Source organism: Amycolatopsis lexingtonensis (assembly GCF_014873755.1).
GTDB classification, from domain to species: Bacteria; Actinomycetota; Actinomycetes; order Mycobacteriales; family Pseudonocardiaceae; genus Amycolatopsis; species Amycolatopsis lexingtonensis.
Genome location: NZ_JADBEG010000001.1, coordinates 10,703,500 through 10,724,139, shown reverse-complemented (window position 1 = coordinate 10,724,139; position 20,640 = coordinate 10,703,500). Strand labels below are relative to the sequence as shown.

At 71.1% G+C, this 20,640-nt stretch carries 21 protein-coding genes; 11 read left to right on the top strand and 10 right to left on the bottom strand.

What is annotated here, in order from left to right; all coding sequences use genetic code 11:
• Positions 1 to 62: 62 nt before the first annotated feature.
• A complete protein-coding gene (locus tag H4696_RS49565; protein WP_086856940.1) occupies positions 63 to 752 on the top strand; it encodes a DNA alkylation repair protein in 690 nt (229 codons plus the stop codon).
• A gap of 62 nt (positions 753 to 814) precedes the next feature.
• Here H4696_RS49565 and pheT read toward each other — a convergent pair whose 3' ends face one another.
• The 7 genes from pheT to infC form a co-directional block, all read right to left on the bottom strand.
• Positions 815 to 3,376: a phenylalanine--tRNA ligase subunit beta gene (gene pheT / locus H4696_RS49560; RefSeq protein WP_086856941.1), complete on the bottom strand. Its 2,562-nt coding sequence runs from the start codon at positions 3,374 to 3,376 to the stop codon at positions 815 to 817.
• Complete coding sequence (pheS, locus tag H4696_RS49555) at positions 3,376 to 4,437, bottom strand: phenylalanine--tRNA ligase subunit alpha (RefSeq protein ID WP_086856942.1); 1,062 nt, start codon at positions 4,435 to 4,437, stop codon at positions 3,376 to 3,378. The genes pheT and pheS overlap by 1 nt, the downstream gene beginning before the upstream one ends.
• A 135-nt stretch (positions 4,438 to 4,572) precedes the next feature.
• Entirely contained in the window at positions 4,573 to 5,406 is an 834-nt protein-coding gene (locus H4696_RS49550; RefSeq protein WP_086856943.1) for a DUF6159 family protein, read from the bottom strand.
• Positions 5,407 to 5,439: 33 nt separating this feature from the next.
• On the bottom strand, positions 5,440 to 6,255 hold the full coding sequence (locus H4696_RS49545; RefSeq protein WP_264086447.1) for a TrmH family RNA methyltransferase: 816 nt from the start codon (positions 6,253 to 6,255) through the stop codon (positions 5,440 to 5,442).
• The gene (gene rplT / locus H4696_RS49540) at positions 6,252 to 6,626 is read right to left on the bottom strand and encodes a 50S ribosomal protein L20 (RefSeq protein ID WP_086672344.1); all 375 of its coding nucleotides are present in this window, start codon (positions 6,624 to 6,626) and stop codon (positions 6,252 to 6,254) included. Before rplT ends, H4696_RS49545 begins: the two co-directional genes overlap by 4 nt.
• Positions 6,627 to 6,694: 68 nt before the next feature.
• Positions 6,695 to 6,889 carry a 50S ribosomal protein L35 gene (rpmI, locus tag H4696_RS49535; RefSeq protein ID WP_086672342.1) on the bottom strand — a complete coding sequence of 65 codons (195 nt, stop codon included), beginning with the start codon at positions 6,887 to 6,889 and terminating at the stop codon, positions 6,695 to 6,697.
• Positions 6,890 to 6,957: 68 nt separating this feature from the next.
• Positions 6,958 to 7,578, bottom strand: a complete 621-nt coding sequence (infC, locus tag H4696_RS49530) for a translation initiation factor IF-3 (protein ID WP_086856944.1) — start codon at positions 7,576 to 7,578, stop codon at positions 6,958 to 6,960.
• Positions 7,579 to 7,866: 288 nt separating this feature from the next.
• On the opposite strand from infC, the gene H4696_RS49525 reads away from it, so the two are divergent.
• The 3 genes from H4696_RS49525 to H4696_RS49515 all read left to right on the top strand — a co-directional run bounded on the left by H4696_RS49525 (position 7,867) and on the right by H4696_RS49515 (position 9,818).
• Positions 7,867 to 8,130, top strand: coding sequence for a DUF1844 domain-containing protein (locus H4696_RS49525; protein ID WP_439386147.1), 264 nt, complete (start codon positions 7,867 to 7,869; stop codon positions 8,128 to 8,130).
• An 87-nt stretch (positions 8,131 to 8,217) separates the two neighbouring features.
• Positions 8,218 to 8,823: a GntR family transcriptional regulator gene (locus H4696_RS49520; RefSeq protein ID WP_086864197.1), complete on the top strand. Its 606-nt coding sequence runs from the start codon at positions 8,218 to 8,220 to the stop codon at positions 8,821 to 8,823.
• The gene (locus H4696_RS49515) at positions 8,820 to 9,818 is read left to right on the top strand and encodes a 1-aminocyclopropane-1-carboxylate deaminase (RefSeq protein WP_086864194.1); all 999 of its coding nucleotides are present in this window, start codon (positions 8,820 to 8,822) and stop codon (positions 9,816 to 9,818) included. The genes H4696_RS49520 and H4696_RS49515 overlap by 4 nt, the downstream gene beginning before the upstream one ends.
• Positions 9,819 to 9,858: 40 nt before the next feature.
• Here the strand turns inward: H4696_RS49515 and H4696_RS49510 are convergent, their stop codons facing one another.
• From H4696_RS49510 to H4696_RS49500, 3 genes are read right to left on the bottom strand one after another with little or no spacing between them, the layout of a single operon-like run.
• Entirely contained in the window at positions 9,859 to 10,242 is a 384-nt protein-coding gene (locus H4696_RS49510; protein WP_086864195.1) for a RidA family protein, read from the bottom strand.
• Complete coding sequence (locus H4696_RS49505; RefSeq protein WP_086864196.1) at positions 10,242 to 11,000, bottom strand: IclR family transcriptional regulator; 759 nt, start codon at positions 10,998 to 11,000, stop codon at positions 10,242 to 10,244. The genes H4696_RS49510 and H4696_RS49505 overlap by 1 nt, the downstream gene beginning before the upstream one ends.
• A complete protein-coding gene (locus H4696_RS49500) occupies positions 10,997 to 11,932 on the bottom strand; it encodes a sugar kinase (protein WP_420831580.1) in 936 nt (311 codons plus the stop codon). Before H4696_RS49500 ends, H4696_RS49505 begins: the two co-directional genes overlap by 4 nt.
• A 151-nt stretch (positions 11,933 to 12,083) precedes the next feature.
• Between H4696_RS49500 and H4696_RS49495 the strand changes: the two genes are divergently transcribed.
• The 7 genes from H4696_RS49495 to H4696_RS49465 are packed head-to-tail and all read left to right on the top strand — an operon-like array spanning position 12,084 to position 20,639.
• A complete protein-coding gene (locus H4696_RS49495; RefSeq protein ID WP_086863677.1) occupies positions 12,084 to 13,382 on the top strand; it encodes an amino acid deaminase in 1,299 nt (432 codons plus the stop codon).
• Positions 13,382 to 14,977: an N-acyl-D-amino-acid deacylase family protein gene (locus H4696_RS49490; protein ID WP_086863678.1), complete on the top strand. Its 1,596-nt coding sequence runs from the start codon at positions 13,382 to 13,384 to the stop codon at positions 14,975 to 14,977. The genes H4696_RS49495 and H4696_RS49490 overlap by 1 nt, the downstream gene beginning before the upstream one ends.
• A complete protein-coding gene (locus tag H4696_RS49485; RefSeq protein ID WP_086863679.1) occupies positions 14,974 to 16,362 on the top strand; it encodes a GntP family permease in 1,389 nt (462 codons plus the stop codon). Before H4696_RS49490 ends, H4696_RS49485 begins: the two co-directional genes overlap by 4 nt.
• A gap of 48 nt (positions 16,363 to 16,410) precedes the next feature.
• A complete protein-coding gene (locus H4696_RS49480; protein ID WP_086863680.1) occupies positions 16,411 to 17,538 on the top strand; it encodes a lactonase family protein in 1,128 nt (375 codons plus the stop codon).
• A 25-nt stretch (positions 17,539 to 17,563) separates the two neighbouring features.
• Positions 17,564 to 18,847, top strand: coding sequence for an extracellular solute-binding protein (locus H4696_RS49475; RefSeq protein ID WP_086863681.1), 1,284 nt, complete (start codon positions 17,564 to 17,566; stop codon positions 18,845 to 18,847).
• Positions 18,847 to 19,794, top strand: coding sequence for a carbohydrate ABC transporter permease (locus H4696_RS49470; protein WP_086863682.1), 948 nt, complete (start codon positions 18,847 to 18,849; stop codon positions 19,792 to 19,794). The genes H4696_RS49475 and H4696_RS49470 overlap by 1 nt, the downstream gene beginning before the upstream one ends.
• Positions 19,785 to 20,639, top strand: a complete 855-nt coding sequence (locus H4696_RS49465) for a carbohydrate ABC transporter permease (protein ID WP_086863683.1) — start codon at positions 19,785 to 19,787, stop codon at positions 20,637 to 20,639. Before H4696_RS49470 ends, H4696_RS49465 begins: the two co-directional genes overlap by 10 nt.
• Position 20,640: the final 1 nt, after the last annotated feature.

Sequence of the window (20,640 nt, the reverse complement as noted above, 5' to 3'; positions counted from 1 at the left end):
GCCACGGAACTGTCGGTGCCCGGAAGTACGCTGCGGGTCGCCGGAGGGTGGGGGGAGGACGGATGAACGTGGACGATCGGCTGGTCAAGGCGATCCGCACCGGGCTGGCGGAGCTGGCCGACCCGGCGAAAGCGCCGGCGATGCAGGCGTACATGAAGTCGGCGATGCCGTTCCGCGGAGTGGCGAAACCACAGCGCAGCGTGCTGCTCAAGCGGGTACTGGCCGACCACATATTGCCCGATCGGGTGACATATTCAGCGACCGTCCTGGAGTTGTGGCGGACCGCCGAATTCCGCGAAGAGCGCTACGCGGCCATCGATCTTTCCGGCTATCGGGTGTACCGCGGGTGGCAGGACGCGGAGCTGCTCCCGATGTACGAGGAAATGATCGTGAGCGGGGCCTGGTGGGATTACGTGGACGAGCTCGCGATCCGGCGGGTCGGGCCGATCCTCCGCGCCGACCGCGCCCGGGTGACACCGGTGATGCTGAGCTGGGCGGCCGACGCCGACCTGTGGCGCCGGCGGACGGCGATCATCTGCCAGGTCGGCGCCAAGGAGGACACCGACCCGGACCTGCTCACCCGCGCGATCGAACCGGCGATCGCCGAGCCGGAGTTCTTCCTGCGCAAAGGAATCGGCTGGGCCCTGCGGGAGTACGCGAAGACGGCGCCGGACTGGGTGCGGTCCTTCGTGGACGATCACCCGGGGTTGTCCGGGCTGTCGCGGAGGGAGGCGCTCAAGCACATCGGCTGACGGGCCGGAACGCGAAGAAGGGCCGGTCGCCCGGCCCTTCTCCTTCAGCGTCCTGCGTTCCGTCAGGCGCGCAGGGCCGCCTCGAAGCGCTCGCCTGCCGCGGCCACCGCCGCGTCGCGGGCCTTGGTGGCCTCGTCGACCGTCAGGGTGCGGTCGGCCGCCCGGAAGCGGAGCTTGTAGGCCAGGGAACGCTTGCCCTCGCCCACCTGCTCGCCCGCGTACACGTCGAACAGCGTGATGTCCTCGAGCAGCTCGCCCGCTCCCTCGCGCAGCACCGCCGCGAGGTCGGCCGACGGAACCTCGGCCGACGCCACCAGTGCGACGTCGAGCAGCACCGGCGGGTAACCCGACACGCTCGGGGCGGGACGGGAGTCCGGCAGCGGGATCGCGTCCAGGTCCAGCTCCATCGCGACCGTCCGCGGCGGCAGGCCGAGGGCCTCGACCACCTTGGGGTGCAGCTCGCCGGCGTGGCCGACCGGCCAGTCGCCGACGCGGAGCTGAGCGCAGCGGCCCGGGTGCCACGGCGGCAGGTCCGTCGCCTGCACCGTGAGTTCGACGCCGGCGGCCTCCGCGATCGTGCGGGCGGCCTGGACCGCGTCGGCCCAGTTCGCCGGCTCGCCGCCGCCCCACCAGCCCGCGCGGCGGCGGTTGCCCGACAGGACGACCGCCACGTGCAGGGGCTGCTGCGGGACCGCCGCTTCGAGGAGCGCCAGCTCCTCGTCGGACGGGCGCTGGTCGACGCCGAGGGCCGGGACCTTCAGCGGGTTCGGCGCGGGCAGCACGACCTGGCCGATGTGGTACAGCGAGACGTCCTTCATCCCGCGGGACACGTTGCGCTGCAGCGTGTCCAGCAGGCCGGGCAGCAGCGTGGTGGCCAGCCGGTTGCGGTCGGCCTCCAGCGGGTTGCGGACCACGACGGCGTTGCGGCGGACGTCGTCCGCCGGCAGGCCGAAGGCGTCCCACACCGTGTCGCTGACGAACGGGAACGGACGCACCTCGATGTACCCCGCCTCGGCCAGGGCACGGGAAACGCCCCGGACGCGACGCTGGGCGTCGGTCAGGCCGCGGCCCGCGGGAGCGGCAGGCAGCGTCGACGGGATGCTGTCGTAGCCCTCCAGCCGCAGCACCTCTTCGACGAGGTCGGCGGGCTGGCGCAGGTCGCCGCGCCAGCTCGGGGGGATCGCCGTGACCAGGCCGGTGCCGTCGTCGCCCGTGCTCACCGAGACCTTGCAGCCGATCTGGGTGAGCCTGCGAACCGTGACGCCGCGCTGGTAGTTCACGCCCGCGACCTTGTCGGGCAGGTTGATCGGCATGACGACCGGCGGGTTCGGCTCGATCGAGCCCTCGTCGGTGCGGCCGGGGCGGATCGAGGCGTCGCCGTACTGGCGCAGCAGGCGGGCAGCCAGCTCGACGGCGGCCGGGCACAGCTGCGGGTCGGTGAACCGCTCGAAGCGCTTGGCGGCCTCGGAGAACAGCTTGTGCCTACGCGCGGTGCGGCTGATCGCGGCCGGGTTCCAGTGCGCCGCTTCGAGCAGGACGTCGGTGCTCTCCGTCGTGATCTCGGTGCTCGCGCCGCCCATCGTGCCCGCCAGCGAGATGACACCGCTGTCGTCGGCGATGACGATGTCGTCCGGGTCCAGCGCGCGCTCGACGTCGTCCAGCGTGGTCAGCTTCTCGCCCGCCTTGGCGCGCCGGACCACCAGGTCGCCCTGGATGGCCTTGGTGGCGAACGCGTGCAGCGGGTGGCCGAGCTCGAGCATCACGTAGTTCGTGACGTCGACGGCCAGCGAAATGGAGCGGATGCCGGCCAGCATCAGCCGCCGGCGCATCCACCACGGGGTCGGCGCGGTCGCGTCGAGGCCGGTGACGCGGCGCAGCACGAACCGCGGGCAGCCTTCCGGGTCCTCGACGTGGACCGGCCAGGCGTCGCCCTCGGCCGCCGGGACCTCGAGCAGTGCCGGGTCGCCGAAGGGGACGTCCAGCGCGTTCGACAGCTCGCGCGCCAGGCCGCGGATCGACAGCGCGTAGCCGCGGTCCGGGGTCGGGGCCAGCTCGATGACCGTGTCGTTCAGGCCGAGGAGCTCCTGGGCGTCGTCGCCCGGGCTCGCCGTTCCCGAGGGCAGCACGAGGATGCCGGTGTGGTCGTCGCCGAGGCCGAGCTCGCGGGCCGAGCAGATCATGCCGTCGCTGATGCGGCCGTAGGTCTTGCGGGAGGCGATTTCGAAGTCGCCGGGCAGGACGGCGCCGGGCAGCGCGACGACGACCAGGTCGCCCTCGGTGAAGTTGCGCGCGCCGCAGATGATGCCGCGGGTCTTGATGCCGTGCGGGCCCTCGTCGAACTCGCCGGCTTCGTCGTCCTCGTCTTCGTCCTCGTCGTCCAGCTCTTCGGCTTCGTCGGCGGGCTCGCCGACGTCGACGCGGCAGAACCGGACCGGCTTCTTGAACTCGGTGAGCTCTTCGATCTCGGCCACCCGGCCGACGACCAGCGGTCCGGTGACGGGCCCGAGCTCGCTCAGGTCGTCGACCTCGACCCCGATGCGCACGAAGGCGTCGGCCAGGTCCTGCGGGGTGACCTCCTCAGCGAGATCGAGGTGTTCGGTCAGCCAGCTGACTGGGACTCGCACTACGCCTCCGTTCCGAAGGGAAGGGTGAAGCGGACGTCGCCCTCCACCATGTCGCGCATGTCCGGGATCCCGTTGCGGAACTGCAGGGTGCGCTCGATGCCCATGCCGAAGGCGAAGCCCGAGTACACGTCGGGGTCGACGCCGCAGGCGCGCAGCACGTTCGGGTTGACCATGCCGCAGCCACCCCACTCGACCCAGCCGGGGCCGCCCTTCTTCTCCTCGAACCAGACGTCGACCTCGGCGGACGGCTCGGTGAACGGGAAGAAGTGCGGGCGCAGGCGGGTCTTGGAGCTCTCGCCGAACATCGCGCGGGCGAAGGCGTCCAGGGTGCCCTTGAGGTGCGCCATGGTGATGCCCTTGTCCACCGCGAGGCCTTCGACCTGGGTGAACACCGGGGTGTGCGTCGAGTCGAGCTCGTCGGTCCGGTACGTCCGGCCCGGGCACACGACGTACACCGGCAGATCGCGGTGCAGCAGCGTGCGGGCCTGCACCGGCGAGGTGTGCGTGCGCAGCACCAGGCCGGAGTCCTCTTCGCCGACGTAGAACGTGTCCTGCAGCTGGCGGGCCGGGTGGTCCTTGCCGAAGTTCAGGGCGTCGAAGTTGAACCACTCGGCTTCGAGCTCCGGGCCCTCGGCGACCTCGTAGCCCATCGCGACGAACGCGTCCGCGACGCGCTCGGAGATGGTGCTGATCGGGTGGCGGGCGCCGCGCGGGACGCGGTCCCACGGCAGGGTCACGTCGACGGCCTCTTCGCGCAGGACACGCTCGTCGCGCTCCACCTGGAGCTCGGCGCGGCGGGCGTCGAAGGCCGCCTGGACGGCTTGGCGAGCCTCGTTGACGCGCTTGCCCGCCTCGGCCTTCTCCTGCTTGGGCAGTGCGCCGATCTCGCGGCGGGCCAGGCCCACCGGGGCCTGGTCACCGAGGTGCGCCGGCTTGACCTCGGCCAGCGCCTCGAGCCCGGTCGCGGCGGCGAACGCCGCTTCGGCGGCCTTGACCGCCTCCTGCAGCGTCTCGGGGGCCAGTACCGCGCCCTGGGCTTCCTTTTCCTTGGCTCCGGACATAACTCCTCGGCGTCCGCTGGGACTGGTCGTTCGGGCGCCGCCGGACACGCGGCGCACGAGAGGTCAAAGGTGGGAAAAGTCTATGGGATCGGGTCCGCGCGTCCCCGGTCGCCCCGGGGCCGTGCGGGTCCGCGCTCAACGCGCGTGGAAAACCCCGGCGAAGCCGGCCTCCGCGAACTCGCCGGCCACCACGCCCTCGGCGGCGTAGCGGTACAGCGCGGTCTGGTAGATGCCGGACAAAGTCGCGGTGAAGACGGCCACCAGCAACGACCAGGCGAGTGCGAGGCCGAGGCAGACGAACAGGGTGGCCGCGCCGCCGCCGAGCAGGAAGCCGGCGAGCACCAGCACGGCGTAGCCGGCCAGACTGAGCACGAAGCCGATCAGGCCGATCCCGATGCCGCCGGCGGCGTTCTCGCCCCAGGTCCGGCGGAACAGCTCCACCGACCGCCGGACGCCCGCCTTCACGCCCGCGCCTTCGAGCACGACGACGGGCAGCACGAGGAACGTCGTGAGCCGCCAGGCCAGGCCGATCAGCCCCGCGATGAACTGGCCGAGGAAGCCGAGCCGCTCCTCGATCGCCCGCAGGACCAGGCTGACCGTCGCGGAGACGGCGGCCCAGCCGAGCAGTGCCGGCCACCGGCGTGCGGCCGCGGCCAGGCCCGCGCCGACCGCCGGGACGCCGCCGCGGAGCGCGACGTCGGCCTGGGAGATCAGCGCCGCGTTGAAGAAGATCGCGACGAACGCCGAAGCGACGTAGAAGGCGGCGAGCAGCACCCACGACCCGGCCGTGGGGCGGCCGCCGTCGGTGATCTCGACGTGGGACAGGAAGAACGCCGGGGTCAGGAACACCCCGGCGACGAACAGCCCGGCGACGCCGGCCAGCACCGTGAACCAGGCCAGCCCCTTGTGGGCGCGCAGCACCCGCAGCGAAGCGGTGAACAAGGCGTACGAACGGGCGAGCTTGCCCATGGATCCCCCCGGGAAGTTCTGGTCCGGGAGAGCCTAGCGGTGGGCCGCCAGCGCACTCGTGTAGACGCAGACCGCCGCGGCGGTGGCGAGGTTGAGACTTTCCGCCTTGCCGTACAGCGGGATCCGGACCGCGAGGTCCGTCCGGTCGAGGACGTCGGCGGGCAGGCCGTGGGCCTCGTTCCCGAAGACCCACGCGGTCGGGGCGGTGAGATCCACCCGATCGAGTTCGGCGTCGGCGTAGCCGTGGGCGGCGAACGTCCGCAGGCCCGCGGCCGAGCAGGCCGCCAGCGCGGCGGGGACGTCCCGGACCCGCGTGATCGGCAGGTGGAAGAGGCTGCCGGCGGCGGCGCGGACGCACTTGCCGTTGTGCGGGTCGACGGTGTCGCCGGCCAGGACCACGGCGTCGGCGCCCGCGGCGTCGGCGACGCGGATCACCGTGCCCGCGTTGCCGGGGTCGGCGACGTCGACGAGCACCACGACGAGCCGGGCGCCCGGTGTCACGGCCGCTTCGAGCGGGCGGTCGAGCAGCGCGCAGACGGCCACGATGCCTTGGGGCGTCACGGTTTCCGACAGCCCGTCGGCGGCGCGGTCGGTGATCGGCGAGACCGGAACGCCGGCCGCGCGGGCGGCGTCGACCAGGTTCGCGTGCTGCTCCGCGGCGCGGGCGGTGACGAACAGCTCGTGCACCGTGCCGCCGGCCAGCGCGGCCTCGACGGCGTTGGCGCCTTCGGCCAGGAACCGGCCGGTCTTGTCGCGTTCCGCGCGCCGCGTCAGCTTGCGCGCAGCAACGACCCGGGGGGTCCGTTCGGTGAACGGATCCGCCCCGGGCCGGGGAAAGCTGCCGGTCAGGCCGACTTCGCTTCGGTGTTCACGTTGGCCTTGGCGAGCTCGGCCAGCGCGGTGAAGGCGGCGGCGTCGTTGACGGCGAGGTCCGCGAGGATCTTGCGGTCGACCTCGACACCCGCGGCCTTGATGCCCTGGATGAACCGGTTGTAGGTCACGCCGTTGGCGCGGGCGGCCGCGTTGATGCGGGTGATCCACAGCTGGCGGAAGTCACCCTTGCGGGCACGGCGGTCCCGGTAGGCGTAGTTGAGCGAGTGAAGCGTCTGCTCCTTGGCCTTGCGGTACAGCCGCGAACGCTGGCCGCGGTAGCCGCTGGCCAGTTCGAGAGTTGCGCGACGCTTCTTCTGGGCGTTGACCGCCCGCTTGACGCGTGCCACGGGTCCATCCTGTCGATCTCAGGGGGCGAAGGGGGACGCCCCGGGTGGTTACAGCAAGTTCTGCGGGATCAGATGCCGAGCAGGCGCTTGACGCGGCCGGCCTCGGTCTTCGCCAGCTCGGTCGTGCCCTCGAGACGGCGGGTGAGGCGGTTCGACTTCTTCTCCATCAGGTGGCGGCGGCCGGCCTTCTGGCGGCGCAGCTTGCCGGTGCCCGTGACGCGGATCCGCTTGGACGTCCCGCTGTGGGTCTTCATCTTCGGCATTTCAGTCCTCTTTCGTGCGGCGGCTCACCGGAGATTCCGGTGAGCCGCTGACTCGTGCTGGTCGGCGCCTACGCGTCGGGGGTCGGCTCGGGGGCCGCCTCCGCCTTCGCCTTCGGCTTCACGTTCTTGTGCGGGGCCAGCACCATGATCATGTTGCGACCGTCCTGCTTGGCCGACGACTCGACGAAGCCGAGCTCCGTGACGTCTTCGGCGAGCTTCTGCAGCAGCCGGTAGCCGAGCTCCGGCCGGGACTGCTCGCGACCGCGGAACATGATCGTGACCTTGACCTTGTTGCCCGCCGCCAGGAAGCGCGACACGTGACCCTTCTTGGTCTCGTAGTCGTGCTGGTCGATCTTGGGGCGCAGCTTCTGTTCCTTGATGACGGTCAGCTGCTGGTTGCGCCGCGATTCGCGGGCCTTCTGCGCGCTCTCGTACTTGAACTTGCCGAAGTCCATGAGCTTGCACACCGGCGGGCGGGCCTGCGGCGCGACCTCGACGAGGTCGAGATCGTTCTCCTGCGCCAGGCGCAGCGCATCCTCGATCCGGACGATGCCGACCTGTTCACCGGCGGGCCCGACGAGTCGGACCTCCGGCACCCGGATTCGGTCGTTGATGCGTGTCTCGGAGCTGATGGGGCCTCCTTGGTCCGAGGAATGTTTCCTGTTCTCGTTTCGACCTGGTGCCCACATAGCGAAGGCCCCGTCACCTGTCGGTGCGCGGGGCCCACTCTGTTTCCGATCGTGCCCCGGAGGACACTTCTTCACCCTGGACTTGACGTCCGGGCGAGACCGGACCCGGCCACCTGTACGGTGACGCGGGTGGGAGCGGGGCTCCACTTGCCGCCCCCGATCGCTCGAGGGCTGGTCGCTCGTGGAAGGGTACCAGACGTGTCAGAACAACCCCCCGAACAGCCCCCCTATTCCACCCGGCAGCTCGAGGAGATCCCGAGCGTGGAGGTGATCAGCCGCGCGGCCGTGATGCTGCTGTCGGCCGGCGCCGAGCGGCTCGGTCTCGCCGACGCCGACCCGGAGACCTCCCCGCACCGCGACCTCGACGAGGCCCGCCGGCTGATCACCGCGCTCGCCGGGCTGGTGACCGCGTCCGCCGAGTACCTGGGCCTGCACGCCGGCCCGTTGCGCGACGGTCTCCAGTCGCTCCAGAAGGCCTTCCGCGAGGCTTCGGTCGTGCCCGATCCCCCGGGCCAGGGTCCTGGGGAAAAGTACACCGGCCCCGTTTACTGACCTCCCACCCGCCTGGCTCCTTGCCGGACGGGCTTGCCGACATCTAACATGTTAGATGTGAGTCTCTCGAAGGTCAGTCGCCCGCTGCTGCGAGACGAGGCGTACGACCGCATCCGCCAGGCCATCGTCGACGGCACCCTGCCGCCCGGCACCCCCCTGCGCGACGGCGACCTCGCCGAGCAGCTCGGCCTCTCGAAAGCACCCGTCCGGGAAGCACTCCGGCGGCTGGCCGACGACGGGCTCGTCGACTCCAAGCCGCAGAGCTACACCCGCGTCTCCGACGTCATGTCCCGCGACGTCATCGACGCCCGCCAGATCGTGCGCGTGCTGCACGAGTTCGCCGTCCGGGAGGCCGCCACGAGGTGCCGTCCGGCCGACGTCGCCGAGATGCGCGCGGCCAACGACCGGTTCGCGAAGGCCATCGAAGCCGGCGACATCGCCGCCGCCGTGAAGGCGGACGACGAACTGCACGACATCCCCGTCCGCCTGGCCGGCAACGCCGCCGTGGCCGCGACCCTCGACCGCTACACGCCCCTGCTGCGCCGGCTGGAGCACGCCCGGTTCAGCTCGGCACAGGCCTGGAACTCGGTCCTGCGCCACACGAAGCTCATCGACGCCCTCGAAGCCCGCGACACCGCCACCGCCGTCTCCGTGATCTCCACCATCTGGACCGACCTCCTGGAGGACCGATGACCCTCGCCGACTTCCCCCGCTACCCGCTGCTGTTCGGCCCGTCGCCGGTGCACCCCCTCGAGCGCCTGACCGAGCACCTCGGCGGCGCGAAGGTGTGGGCCAAGCGCGAGGACGTCAACTCCGGGCTCGCCTACGGCGGCAACAAGACCCGCAAGCTCGAGTACCTGGTCGCCGACGCGCTCGCCCGGGGCGCGGACACGCTCGTCTCGATCGGCGGCGTCCAGTCCAACCACACCCGGCAGGTCGCGGCCGCCGCGGCGCGGGCCGGGCTCAAGGCCGTACTGGTGCAGGAAAGCTGGGTCGACTGGCACGACCCGCTCTACGACAAGGTCGGCAACATCCAGCTCTCGCGCATCCTCGGCGCGGACGTCCGGCTCGTCCGGGCCGGCTTCGGCATCGGCTTCAAGCAGGCCTGGGAAGACGCGGTCGCCGAGATCGAGGCCGGCGGCGGCAAGCCCTACGCCATCCCGGCGGGCGCGTCGGACCACCGGCTGGGCGGGCTGGGCTTCGCGAACTGGATCGTCGAGCTGGAAAAGCAGGAAGAAGAGCTCGGCGTCTTCTTCGACACGGTGATCGTCTGCTCGGTCACCGGCAGCACGCAGGGCGGCATGGTCGCGGGGACGGCGCTGAGCGGCAAGCCGCGGCGCATCCTCGGCATCGACGGCTCCGCGAAGCCGGCCGAGACGCGCGAGCAGATCACGCGGATCGCGCGCAACACCGCGGAGCTGATCGGCGCCGGCGAGATCGCCGACGTCGAGCTGGACGACCGGTACCACGCGGGGATCTACGGCATCCCCGACAAGTCCACTGTGGACGCGATCGAGACGTGCGCCCGGCTGGAGGGGATGATCACGGACCCGGTGTACGAGGGCAAGTCCATGGCGGGCCTCATCGACCTGGTCGGCCGCGGGGAAATCGACAAAGACTCGAAGGTCCTCTACGCCCACCTCGGCGGGCAGCCCGCGCTCAACGGCTACACGAGCATCCTGGGCTGAGCGCGCCGGGGCCGGGCACGAACCCGGCCCCGGCGGAACCTCAGTCCAGCACGCAGAGCACGTCGATCTCGACGAGCAGCTCGCCCGGGAGGCCGACGTACACCGTCGTGCGGGCGGCGTGCGGGGCGTCGCCGATCAGCTCGTTGTAGACCTCGTTGAACGGCGCGAAGTGCGCCGTGTCGGTCAGGTACACCCGGACCATGATCGCGTCGGCCAGGCTCGAGCCCGCCTCCGCCAGCACGGCCTCGATGTTCTTGAACGTCTGCCGGGTCTGGCCCACGACGTCGTCGCCGACGATCGCGCCCGTCGCGGGGTCGAACGCGACCTGGCCGGCGACCTGCAGCAGGTTCCCCTTGCGGACGGCCTGCGAGAACTTCGCCGGCGGCTTCGGCGCGTTCTCGGTGGAAACTGCCGTCTTGCTCATCAGTGCCCCTTTCCGTTCCCCGTCCATCCACTGTGGACGGAAGCTTCGTGCGTCGCCGCCCGCAGGTCCGGGACCAGGGCGAGCAGGCCTTCGTAGTCGAGCAGCACCTTCGGCACCGACATCGACGCCGCGGCGAGCACCTCGCCGTCGGCGCCGCGGACGGGCGCCGCGATGCAGTGGATGAAGTCCTCGTGCTCGGCGTTGTCGACGGCGTACCCCAGGTGCGCGACCCGCTCCAGCTCCGCCAGGAAGTCCGACGGCGTGGTGATCGTGTTCGGCGTCAGCACCCGGTATTCGATCGACCGCGCGATCTCCTCGCGCCGGGCCTCGGGCATCGCCGCGACCAGCACCTTCCCCACCGCCGTGCAGTGCAGCGGCGCGCGCTTGCCGACGCGCGAGTACATCCGCACCGAGTGGCGGCCCTCGTACTTGTCGATGTAGACGACTTCGCCGTCGTCGTAGCTGGCCAGGTGCACGGTGTGACCGGTGCGCGCGTTGAGCGCGGCCAGCGCGGGCTGAGCGCTGCGCCGGACGTCGATCGAGTCGAGCGCCTGGTTGGCCAGGTCGAACATGGCACTGCCGAGCCGGTAGTGGCGGGTGCCTTCCCGGCGGACGAAGTGGTGCTGCTCGAGGGTGCGCAGCAGCCGCAGCACGGTCGACTTGTGCACGCCGATCTCGTCGGCGAGGTCGTCGAGGGTGCGCGCGTCCTTCGCGATCGAGTCCAGCAGGGTCAACGCGCGATCCAGGCTCTGGCTCACGTCCGCACCAGCCCCTCTCCGGTCAGCCGGGCCGAACGCCACTCGTCCGGATCCGCCTGGAGCAGGCTATCCACCACCGGGCGCGGCAAGGGGACCCCGACGTCGTCGTGGGTGAGCAGGGTGACGGCGGCCTGCAGGTGACCCTGGCGCAAGCGGGCCAACGGCTCGGCGCCGCGCAGGGTCGCGGCGAGAAAGCCGGCGGCGAACGCGTCCCCGGCGCCGACCGGCTCGACGACGTCGACCCGCAGCGCCGGCGAGAACAGCGGTTCGCCTTCGACCAGGGTCGCGCCGCGCTCGCCGTGCTTGACGACGAGCGTGCGCGGGCCCGGCAGGAGGGCGCGCAGGTCCGCCGGGTCGCCGGTCCCCCACACGCGCTGGGCTTCGTCGTCGCCGGTCAGCACGATGTCGGCCTGCCCGGCCAGTTCCGCGAGCAGACCCGGGTCGCGCCCGGTCCAGAGCGCGGGGCGGAAGTTGACGTCGAACGAGATCAGCCGGTCGCCGCGGGGCAGGTCCAAAAGCGCGCGGACCAGCGCGAGGCAGCTGTCGGACAACGCCGGCGTGATGCCGGACAGGTGGAGCACGCGGACGCCGTCGAGGTCGAGCCGGTCGAGGACCTCGGGGCCCATCGCGGACGCGGCCGAGCCGGTCCGGTAGTAGCGCACCGGGCTGCCGCCCGCTCCGCTTTCCTTGATGTAGAGCCCGGTCGGGCGGAGCGGGTCGACCGAGCACGCGCTGACGTCGACGCCCTTCGCGGCGATTTCGCGGACCATCGCGCGGCCGAACGGGTCGTCACCGACCGCGCTCACCCAGCCGCTCGAAACCCCCAGCGCCGGCAGGTTGCAGGCCACGTTCGATTCGGCGCCGCCGATCGTGCGCAGCCACCGCTTCACCTCGTCCGGCGGGCCGGCTTCGGCGGGCACGAACATCGCCATCGACTCGCCGACACACAGCACCTCGGGCCCGCTCGTCACTGTCCGTCTCCCTGCCCTTCACCCCGTTGACCTGTGGCGACCCGGATGCTACACCTATGGCACTCAAAATGCGCAACAGTCGTTGCAACATACGCAACAGAGGTCGCCGCCGATGAACGCCTGCACCATGGACACCGCCGCGCTCGACGCCCTCCGCCAGGAGCGCGTCGACTGGCGCTTCCGCTCCGCCGCCCCCGCCCTGACCGGGCTGACCCTGGAAGAAGCCGCGGAACGCAGGCTCAACCTCTTCGCCGACGGGTTCTTCGGGCCGTTCGTCGTGCTCGACGACGAAGCGCTCGAGCACAACCTGCGGACGATGGCCGCGTGGTGCGCCGCGCGCGGTGTCGTGCTCGCCCCGCACGGCAAGACGACCATGGCACCGCAGCTGTTCGCGCGCCAGATCGAGCACGGCGCGTGGGGCGTGACCTGCGCGAACGCCGGTCACCTCCGGATCTACCGCGCGTTCGGCGTCTCGCGGATCCTGCTGGCCAACCAGCTGCTCGACCCGGCCGGCCTGCGCTGGCTGGCCGCCGAGCTGGCGGCGGACCCGGGCTTCGAGTTCGTCTGCTGGGTCGACTCCGTCCGCGGCGTCGAGCTGATGACCGAAGCCCTCGCCGGCAGCGAGCGGCCGGTCGACGTCCTGCTCGAACTCGGTGCCGACGGCGGCCGCACGGGCGTCCGCGACACCGCGACCGCCTGGGCCGTCGCCGAAGCGGTGGACGCCAGCCCGGCGCTGCGGCTGCGCGGCACCGGTGGTTACGAAGGCGCGCTCTCCCACGACACCGACGAAGCCGCGCTCGCGAAGATCAGCTCCTATGTGGACGGTCTGCGCGACCTCGCGATCGCCTTCGCGGACAAGGGACTCCTCGACGGGCAGATCATCGTCACCGCCGGCGGCAGCGCGTACTTCGACCAGGTGGCGAACGAGCTGACCAAGCCGTGGCCGGCCGGCCTCGACGTGCTGCCGGTGCTGCGCAGCGGCGCCTACCTCACCCACGACGACGGCTTCTACCGCGAGATCTCCCCGCTCGGCGACCACCCGCGCATCGACGGCGTCGAGTCGTTCCGGCCGGCACTGCGGGCCTGGGCGCAGGTGACGTCGAAGCCGTCGGACACCCTCGCGCTGCTGACCATCGGCAAGCGCGACGCGTCCTTCGACGAAGGCATGCCCGAGCCGCAGCTGCGCCGCACGCCGGGCGGGCCCGCCGAGCCGCTCGAAGGCCACGTCGTCGCGAAGATGAACGACCAGCACGCGTTCCTCACGCTGCCGCCGGGGTCCCCGGTCGAGGTCGGCGACTGGATCGGGCTCGGCCTCTCGCACCCGTGCACGGTGTTCGACAAGTGGCCGCTGCTCCCGGTGACGGCGGCCGACGGCGAAACCGTCGTCGACCTCGTCCGGACGTGGTTCTGATGGACGTCGTCTTCAAGAACGCGCTGGTCGCCGACGGCACCGGCGACCCGCTCACCCGCCACGACGTCGGCGTCACCGGCGGGAAGATCGCGAGCGTCGCCGAGGCGGGCTCCCTCGCCGGGCGCCGGACCATCGACGCCGACGGGCTCGTGCTCGCGCCCGGGTTCATCGACATGCACTCGCACTCCGACCTGCAGCTGCTGGCCAACCCGGACCACCCGGCGAAGATCACCCAGGGCGTCACGACCGAGGTACTCGGCCAGGACGGGCTGTCCTACGCCCCCGTCGACGACGCCGTGCTCGAAGCGCTCCGGCAGCAGCTCGCCGGGTGGAACGACGACCCGGCCGGGTTCGACTGGAACTGGCGCTCGGTCGGCGAGTACCTCGACCGGCTCGACCGGGGCATCGCCGTCAACGCGGCCTACCTCGTGCCGCAGGGCACGGTCCGGATGCTCGCCGTCGGCTTCGACGACCGGCCCGCGACCGACGCGGAGCTGAACCGCATGAAGGAACTCGTCGCGACCGGGCTCGCCGAAGGCGCGATGGGGATGTCGTCCGGGCTCACCTACACCCCGGGGATGTACGCGGAGACGAGCGAACTGGTCGAGCTGTGCCGCGTCGTCGGCGAAGGCGGTGGGTTCTACAGCCCGCACCACCGCAGCTACGGCAAGGGCGCGCTGGAAGCGTTCGCCGAGATGATCGACGTCAGCAGGCAGTCCGGCTGCCCGCTGCACCTGGCGCACGCGACGATGAACTTCTCGGTCAACAAGGGCAAGGCACCCGACCTGCTGAAGCTCCTCGACGACGCGCTCGACGACGGCTGCGACATCTCCCTCGACACCTACCCGTACCTACCGGGCGCGACCTACCTGAGCGCGCTGCTGCCGAGCTGGGCCACCGAAGGCGGCCTCGAACCGACGCTGGCTCGCTTGTCCGATGTGGACGAACGCGAGCGGATCCGCGCCGAGATCGAGGAGTCCGGTTCGGACGGTGCGCACGGCGTCCCGATCGACTGGGACGCCATCGAAATCAACGGCGTCCGCAACGAGCACAACGCGCACCTGGTCGGTCACAGCGTCGCCGAGTCCGCGCGCACGGCCGGCACCGAACCGGCGAAGCTGTACTTCGACACCCTGCTGGACGAGAAGCTCGGGACGTCGTGCCTGATGCACGTCGGGCACGAGGAGAACGTCCAGGCGATCATGCGGCACCGCACGCACACCGGCGGCAGCGACGGCCTGCTCGTCGGCGCCCGGCCGCACCCGCGCGCGTGGGGCACGTTCCCCCGCTACCTCGCCCGGTACGTCCGCGAGCTGGGCGTGCTCGACCTCGCCGAGTGCGTCGCCCACCTGACCGGGCGGGCCGCGCGGCGGCTGCGGCTGGCCGACCGCGGGCTGGTCCGCGCCGGGTACGCCGCCGACCTGGTGCTCTTCGACCCCGAAACGGTCACCGACACCGCCACCTTCGACGATCCCCGGCAGGCCGCCGCCGGGATCACCCACGTCTTCGTCAACGGCGTCGCCGCCCTCGACGACGGAACCCCCACCGGCGCCCTTGCCGGCCACTCCCTGCGCAACCCCCGGAGAGCCCGATGATCCACTGGCTGCAACACACCACGGGCGGGCTGCTGACGCTCGCCGCCGTCTCGATCGCCGTCCTGCTGGTGCTGATCATCAAGCTGAAGCTGGAGCCGTTCATCGCGCTGATCGTGGTCGGCCTGCTGACGGCGCTGGCCGCGGGCCTGCCGGTCGGGACGATCGTCGGCTCCGCCCAGAAGGCGTCGGATTCCTTGCTGGAGAAGGGGTTCGGCAGCATCCTCGGGCACATCACGGCGATCATCGGGCTCGGCACGATCCTCGGGTCGATCCTGGAACGCTCGGGTGGCGCGAAGGTGCTCACCGGCGCGCTGCTGCGGTCGTTCGGCGAGAAGCGGGCGCCGCTGGCGATGGGCGTCGCCGGGTTCGTCTTCGGCATCCCGGTGTTCTTCGACATCGGCATCTTCGTGCTGGCGCCGCTCGTCTACGTCGCCGCGAAGCAGGGCGGCAAGTCGCTGGTGCTGTACGCGATGCCGCTGCTGGCCGGCCTGTCGATCACGCACGCCTTCCTGCCGCCGCACCCCGGTCCGGTGGCCGCGGCCGGCCTGCTGCACGTCGAGCTCGGCTGGATCATCCTGATGGGCCTGGCCTGCGGCATCCCCGCGTTCCTGATCGGCGGCGTGCTGTACTCGACGTGGATCGGCAAGCGGATCGTCGTCGACGTCCCCGAGGACATGGTCTTCGCCGAGGAAGAAGGCGAGAAGGAGCAGAACCCGCCGTCGCTGGGCCTGGTCGCCGCGATCATCGCGGTGCCGCTGGTGCTGATCCTGGCCGGCACGTTCGGCAGCATCTGGCTGCCGAAGGGCTCCGCCCTCGCCGGGGTCGCCGCGTTCATCGGCACGCCCGCGGTCGCGCTGACCGTCGCGGTGCTGCTCGCGTCCTGGCTGCTCGGGCTGCGGCGCGGGTTCACCGGCAAGGACCTCAACGAGCTGGCCGCGAAGTCGCTGCGGCCGGTCGCGATGATCCTGCTGGTCGTCGGCGCCGGCGCGTTCTTCGGCGCGGTGCTCTCGGCCACCGGGATCGGCAAGGCCGTGGCCGATTCACTGCACGACGCCGGGCTCCCGGTGCTGCTCGCGGCGTACGTGATCAGCTGCGGCATGCGGATCGCGCAGGGTTCGGCGACGGTCGCCATCGTGACCACCAGCGGGATCATCGCGCCGACCGTGGCACAGCTGGGGTATTCGCAGATCCAGCTGGCGCTGCTCGTCATGGCGATCTCGGCCGGCTCGATCATCGCTTCGCACGTCAACGACGGCGGCTTCTGGATCGTTTCGCGGTACTTCAACCTGACGGTGCCGCAGACGCTGAAGTCCTGGACGGCGCTGGAAACGGTGCTTTCCCTTTCCGGATTCGGCGCTTCGGCATTGCTCATGGCCGTGGTCTAGACCATACTGGAGGGAAGCCGCCGCCCGAACCGTTGGGAGACAAAGACGATGACCGGACTTTCCCGTCGTACGTTCCTCGGCGCCGCCGCGGGAGCGAGTGCCGCGACCGTTCTCGGCGCGCAGTTCGCTTCCGCGGCCACCACTTCGAAGGGCTGCATCGTCGGGGGAACCGCGTACATCGGCAGTTACACCAGCGGGGCCACCGGGCACGGCCTCGACGTCTCGAGCCGGACGGGCGCCACGCTCGGGCCCGTCCGGACGATCCCCGGGATCACCGACACGTCGTGGTTCGACCGTAGCTCCGACGGCAAGACGCTGTACGTCACCAACGAAGGCGATCCCGCCGGGTACGTCTCGGCGCTGAACGTCGCCGACGCCGCGCACCCGAAGCTGCTCAACAAGGTTTCGTCGAAGGGCGGTGCGCCGACGCACCTGAGCGTGCATTCGAGCCAGAAGTACGTGCTGGCCGCGAACTACAGCTCGGGCAGCGTCGTCGTGCTGCCGATCCTGGCCGGCGGAAAGCTCGGCGCGGCCACGGATCTCGTGACGCACCAAGCCGATTCCGGGCAGGCGCACGCGCACCAGGTCGTCAACGACCCGACCGGCCGCTGGGTGCTGTCGGTCGACCTCGGCGCCGACTCGGTGTACGTCTACGCCCTCGACGTCGCCACCGGGAAGCTTTCCCTGCACCAGCAACTGAAACTGCCCGCCGGCGCCGGACCGCGGCACCTCGCGTTCGACAAGACCGGCGCGTTCGCCTACATCCTGCAGGAGCTGCGGCCGGAGGTGACGGTGGCGAGCTGGGACGCGGCCACCGGCACGCTGAAGGCGCTCTCCGTCGTCCCGGCCGTGCCGCCGGGCAGCACCGGCGAGCTCTACCCCGGTGAGATCGCCCTGTCGAAGGACGGGAAGTTCGCCTACGCCACCGTCCGCGGCCCCAACACCCTCGCGACGTTCGCCGTGAACGGTGCCTCGCTGAAGCTGGTGTCCACCGTGCCGACCGGCGGCAACTGGCCGCGGCACGTGGTCCTCGACCCCGCGGAAAACTGGTTCTACGTCTCGAACCAGCGTTCCGGCACCGTCACCTGGCTGCCCCGCGACCCGGCCACCGGCCTGCCCGGCGCCCCCGCCGGCTCGCTCGCCGTCGGCAGCGTCAACTCCGTTTACTTCGCCTGATCCCCGGTCCCCACTGGAGCACACCATGAGACTGCGCCGCACCCTGCCCTTTTTTGCCGGGCTGGCCCTGCTGGCCGGCTGCGCGCCCACCCAGTCCGCGCCCGCGGGCAGTGGCGGGGACGACAAGACCGGCACCGTCCGCGTCTGGCTGTTCGACGAGGCCAACCGCGCGCCGAAGGAGGCCGCGGTCAAGGAGGCCATCACCGAGTTCAAGGCCGCGCACCAAGGCGTCGAGATCGACGTCCAGTGGGTGCCGGTCGAAGGCCGCGCCGACAAGTTCTCCGGCGCCTTCAACGACCCGAACAACGCCCCGGACGCCGCGGAGTTCGGCAACACCGACGTCTCCAGCTACGCCGCCACCGGCGCGCTGGCCGACCTCAGCGGCGACCTGGCGTCGTGGAGCGAGGGCAAGGACCTCATCCCGACCGTGCTCGACACCGCGAAGTCGGGCGGCAAGACCTACGGCCTGCCCTGGTACACCGGCATCCGCGCGTTGTACTACCGCACGGACGTCTTCACCGAGCTGGGCCTGAAGCCGCCCGCGACGCTGTCCGAACTGGCCGACACCGCCCGCCGGATCCGCGCCGCCAAGCCGGACCTCTACGGCATCGCCGTCGGCGGCAAGTACACCTACGCGATGCTGCCCTTCCTCTGGGCCAACGGCGGCGAGCTGGCGAAGGACAACGGCGGCACGTGGAAGTCGGCCGTCGCCGGCGAGCAGGCCAAGGCCGGCGTCACGCAGTACGCGTCGCTGCTCAAGGACGACGTCTGCCCGCCCGCGCAGTGCGCGAACCTCACCGGCACGCAGAGCGTCACGGCGTTCGCCGGCGGCAAGGCCGGGATGACGATCGGCGGCGACTTCAACCGCAAGGCCGTCGAGCAGGGCGCGGCGAAGGTCAAGTACGCGGTCGTCCCGCTGCCGGGCGCTACCCCGGGCAAGATCGCCCCCGCGTTCGCCGGCGGCAACCTGCTGGGCGTCTTCAACGCGAGCAAGCACCGCAGCCTGGCGCTGGAGTTCATCGAGCTGCTCGGCGGCGCGAAGTACCAGGAGAAGATGTACACCGCGATGGGGAACCTGCCGACGTTGAGCAGCGTGCAGCAGAAGCTCGCCGCGAACGACCCGTTCCTCAAGCCGTTCGTCGACACGCTGAAGTCCGGCACGAAGTTCGTCCCGGCGACGCCGGCGTGGTCGAAGATCGACAGCCAGAACGTCCTCCCGACCGCCGTGCAGCAGATCGCGACCGGCGGCAAGGACCCGGCGGCGGCGCTCGCCGACGCCGCGGCCGCCATGGACAAGGCCTTCGGCTAGTGGTGACCGTCCAAGAAGCCCCCTCCGTCACGGCCCCCGCGAGGCGGCCGAGGCGGCGGGGGGACGGGCGGGCCGCGGCGCTCTACCTCGCCCCGGCGGGCATCCTGCTCGCCGCGATGCTGGCCTACCCGATCTACCAGCTGGTCCTGATCTCGTTCTACGACTACGGCCAGCCGCAGGCCGCGGGCAACGCGCCACTGGTGTTCCTCGGTTTCGCGAACTACGCCGACCTGTTGTCCCAGGCGCAGTTCTGGACCGTGCTCGGCAAGACGGTCGGGTTCGCCGCGGCCTGCGTCGCCGGCTCGCTCATCGTCGGCACCGGGCTCGCGGTGCTGGCTTCGCGGGTGCGCTCGCTGCCCCGGTCGCTGCTGTTCCTGGCCGCACTCGGCGCGTGGTCGACCCCGGCGATCGCGGGCTCCTACGTCTGGCTGTTCCTCTTCGACACCGACTTCGGCCTGGTCAACGAGGTGCTGACCGGGCTCGGGCTGCCGTTCGAGCACCACTCGTGGACGTTCGGCACGCTCGGCGCGTTCGGCCTGGTCGCCGCCGAGGTCGTCTGGTGCTCGTTCCCGTTCGTGCTGGTCACGATGTACGCGGGGATCAAGGGCGTGCCGGACGAGGTCCTCGAGGCCGCGTCGCTCGACGGCGCGTCGGTGTGGCGCACGAGCTGGTCGATCGTGCTGCCGATGGTGCGGCCGCTGCTCATGATCGCGACCGTCCAGTCGATCATCTGGGACTTCAAGGTGTTCACCCAGATCTACGTGATGACCAACGGCGGCGGCGTGGCCGGGCGCAACCTCGTGCTCAACGTCTACGCCTACCAACAGGCTTTCGCCGGGCAGGAATACGGCCTCGGCTCGGCGATCGGAGTCGTGATGACGCTGTTGCTGCTGTCGATCACCGGGCTGTACGTCCGGTCGCAGCGCCGGAGCGCGGCATGGCTCTAGCCGTTCGCCGCCCCGGCCGGCTGATCGCCGAGGCCGTCACGATCGTCATCGCCGGGCTGGTCGCCTTCCCGCTGTACTGGATGCTGCTCTCGGCGGTGAAGCCGCCGGGTGAGATCCAGTCGGCGACCCCCAAGCCGTGGACGTTCAGCCCGTCGTTCGACAGCTTTTCGCGCGTGCTCACGGTTTCCGGCTTCGGGCGCTTCTTCCTCAACAGCCTGCTGGTGGCCCTGGTCGTCGTGGCGCTGTCGCTGCTGCTGTCGTTCCTTTCGGCGGTCGCGCTGACGCGGTTCTCGTTCAAGGGCCGGACCGTGCTGCTGGTGATGACGCTGGTCGCGCAGATGGTGCCGGTGGAGGCGCTGACCATCCCGCTGTTCTTCCTGATGCGCCAGATCGGCGGCGCGGTGCCGGCGTTCGGGCTCAACGAGCTGGGCTCGCTGGTGCTGGTGCACCTGGCGTTCAGCCTGCCGTTCGCGATCTGGATGCTGCGCGGGTTCGTCGCCGCGGTACCGGTGGAACTGGAAGAAGCGGCGAAGCTCGACGGCGCGTCGCGGATGCGGTTCACCTGGCAGATCCTGTTCCCCTTGGTGGCGCCCGGACTGGTCGCGGTGAGCGTGCTCGCGTTCATCCACGCCTGGAACGACTTCCTGTTCGCCAAGACGTTCATCATCTCCAAGACCGAGAACCAGACGCTGCCGCAGGCGATCCTGGTGTTCTTCAAGCCGGAGGACACCGACTGGGGCGCGGTGATGGCGTCCTCGACGTTGATGACCATCCCGGTGCTCGTGTTCTTCGTCCTCGTCCAGCGACGGCTGGTGTCCGGCATGGCCGGCGCCGTGAAGGGCTGAC

Coding starts and splice junctions, on each gene's coding strand:
- H4696_RS49565 (WP_086856940.1), top strand. CDS start 63: ATGAACGTGGACGATCGGCTGGTCAAGGCGATCCGCACCGGGCTGGCG.
- pheS (WP_086856942.1), bottom strand. CDS start 4,437: ATGTCCGGAGCCAAGGAAAAGGAAGCCCAGGGCGCGGTACTGGCCCCC.
- H4696_RS49550 (WP_086856943.1), bottom strand. CDS start 5,406: ATGGGCAAGCTCGCCCGTTCGTACGCCTTGTTCACCGCTTCGCTGCGG.
- rpmI (WP_086672342.1), bottom strand. CDS start 6,889: ATGCCGAAGATGAAGACCCACAGCGGGACGTCCAAGCGGATCCGCGTC.
- infC (WP_086856944.1), bottom strand. CDS start 7,578: ATGTGGGCACCAGGTCGAAACGAGAACAGGAAACATTCCTCGGACCAA.
- H4696_RS49525 (WP_439386147.1), top strand. CDS start 7,867: ATGCTGCTGTCGGCCGGCGCCGAGCGGCTCGGTCTCGCCGACGCCGAC.
- H4696_RS49515 (WP_086864194.1), top strand. CDS start 8,820: ATGACCCTCGCCGACTTCCCCCGCTACCCGCTGCTGTTCGGCCCGTCG.
- H4696_RS49510 (WP_086864195.1), bottom strand. CDS start 10,242: ATGAGCAAGACGGCAGTTTCCACCGAGAACGCGCCGAAGCCGCCGGCG.
- H4696_RS49500 (WP_420831580.1), bottom strand. CDS start 11,932: ATGGCGATGTTCGTGCCCGCCGAAGCCGGCCCGCCGGACGAGGTGAAG.
- H4696_RS49495 (WP_086863677.1), top strand. CDS start 12,084: ATGAACGCCTGCACCATGGACACCGCCGCGCTCGACGCCCTCCGCCAG.
- H4696_RS49490 (WP_086863678.1), top strand. CDS start 13,382: ATGGACGTCGTCTTCAAGAACGCGCTGGTCGCCGACGGCACCGGCGAC.
- H4696_RS49485 (WP_086863679.1), top strand. CDS start 14,974: ATGATCCACTGGCTGCAACACACCACGGGCGGGCTGCTGACGCTCGCC.
- H4696_RS49480 (WP_086863680.1), top strand. CDS start 16,411: ATGACCGGACTTTCCCGTCGTACGTTCCTCGGCGCCGCCGCGGGAGCG.
- H4696_RS49475 (WP_086863681.1), top strand. CDS start 17,564: ATGAGACTGCGCCGCACCCTGCCCTTTTTTGCCGGGCTGGCCCTGCTG.
- H4696_RS49465 (WP_086863683.1), top strand. CDS start 19,785: ATGGCTCTAGCCGTTCGCCGCCCCGGCCGGCTGATCGCCGAGGCCGTC.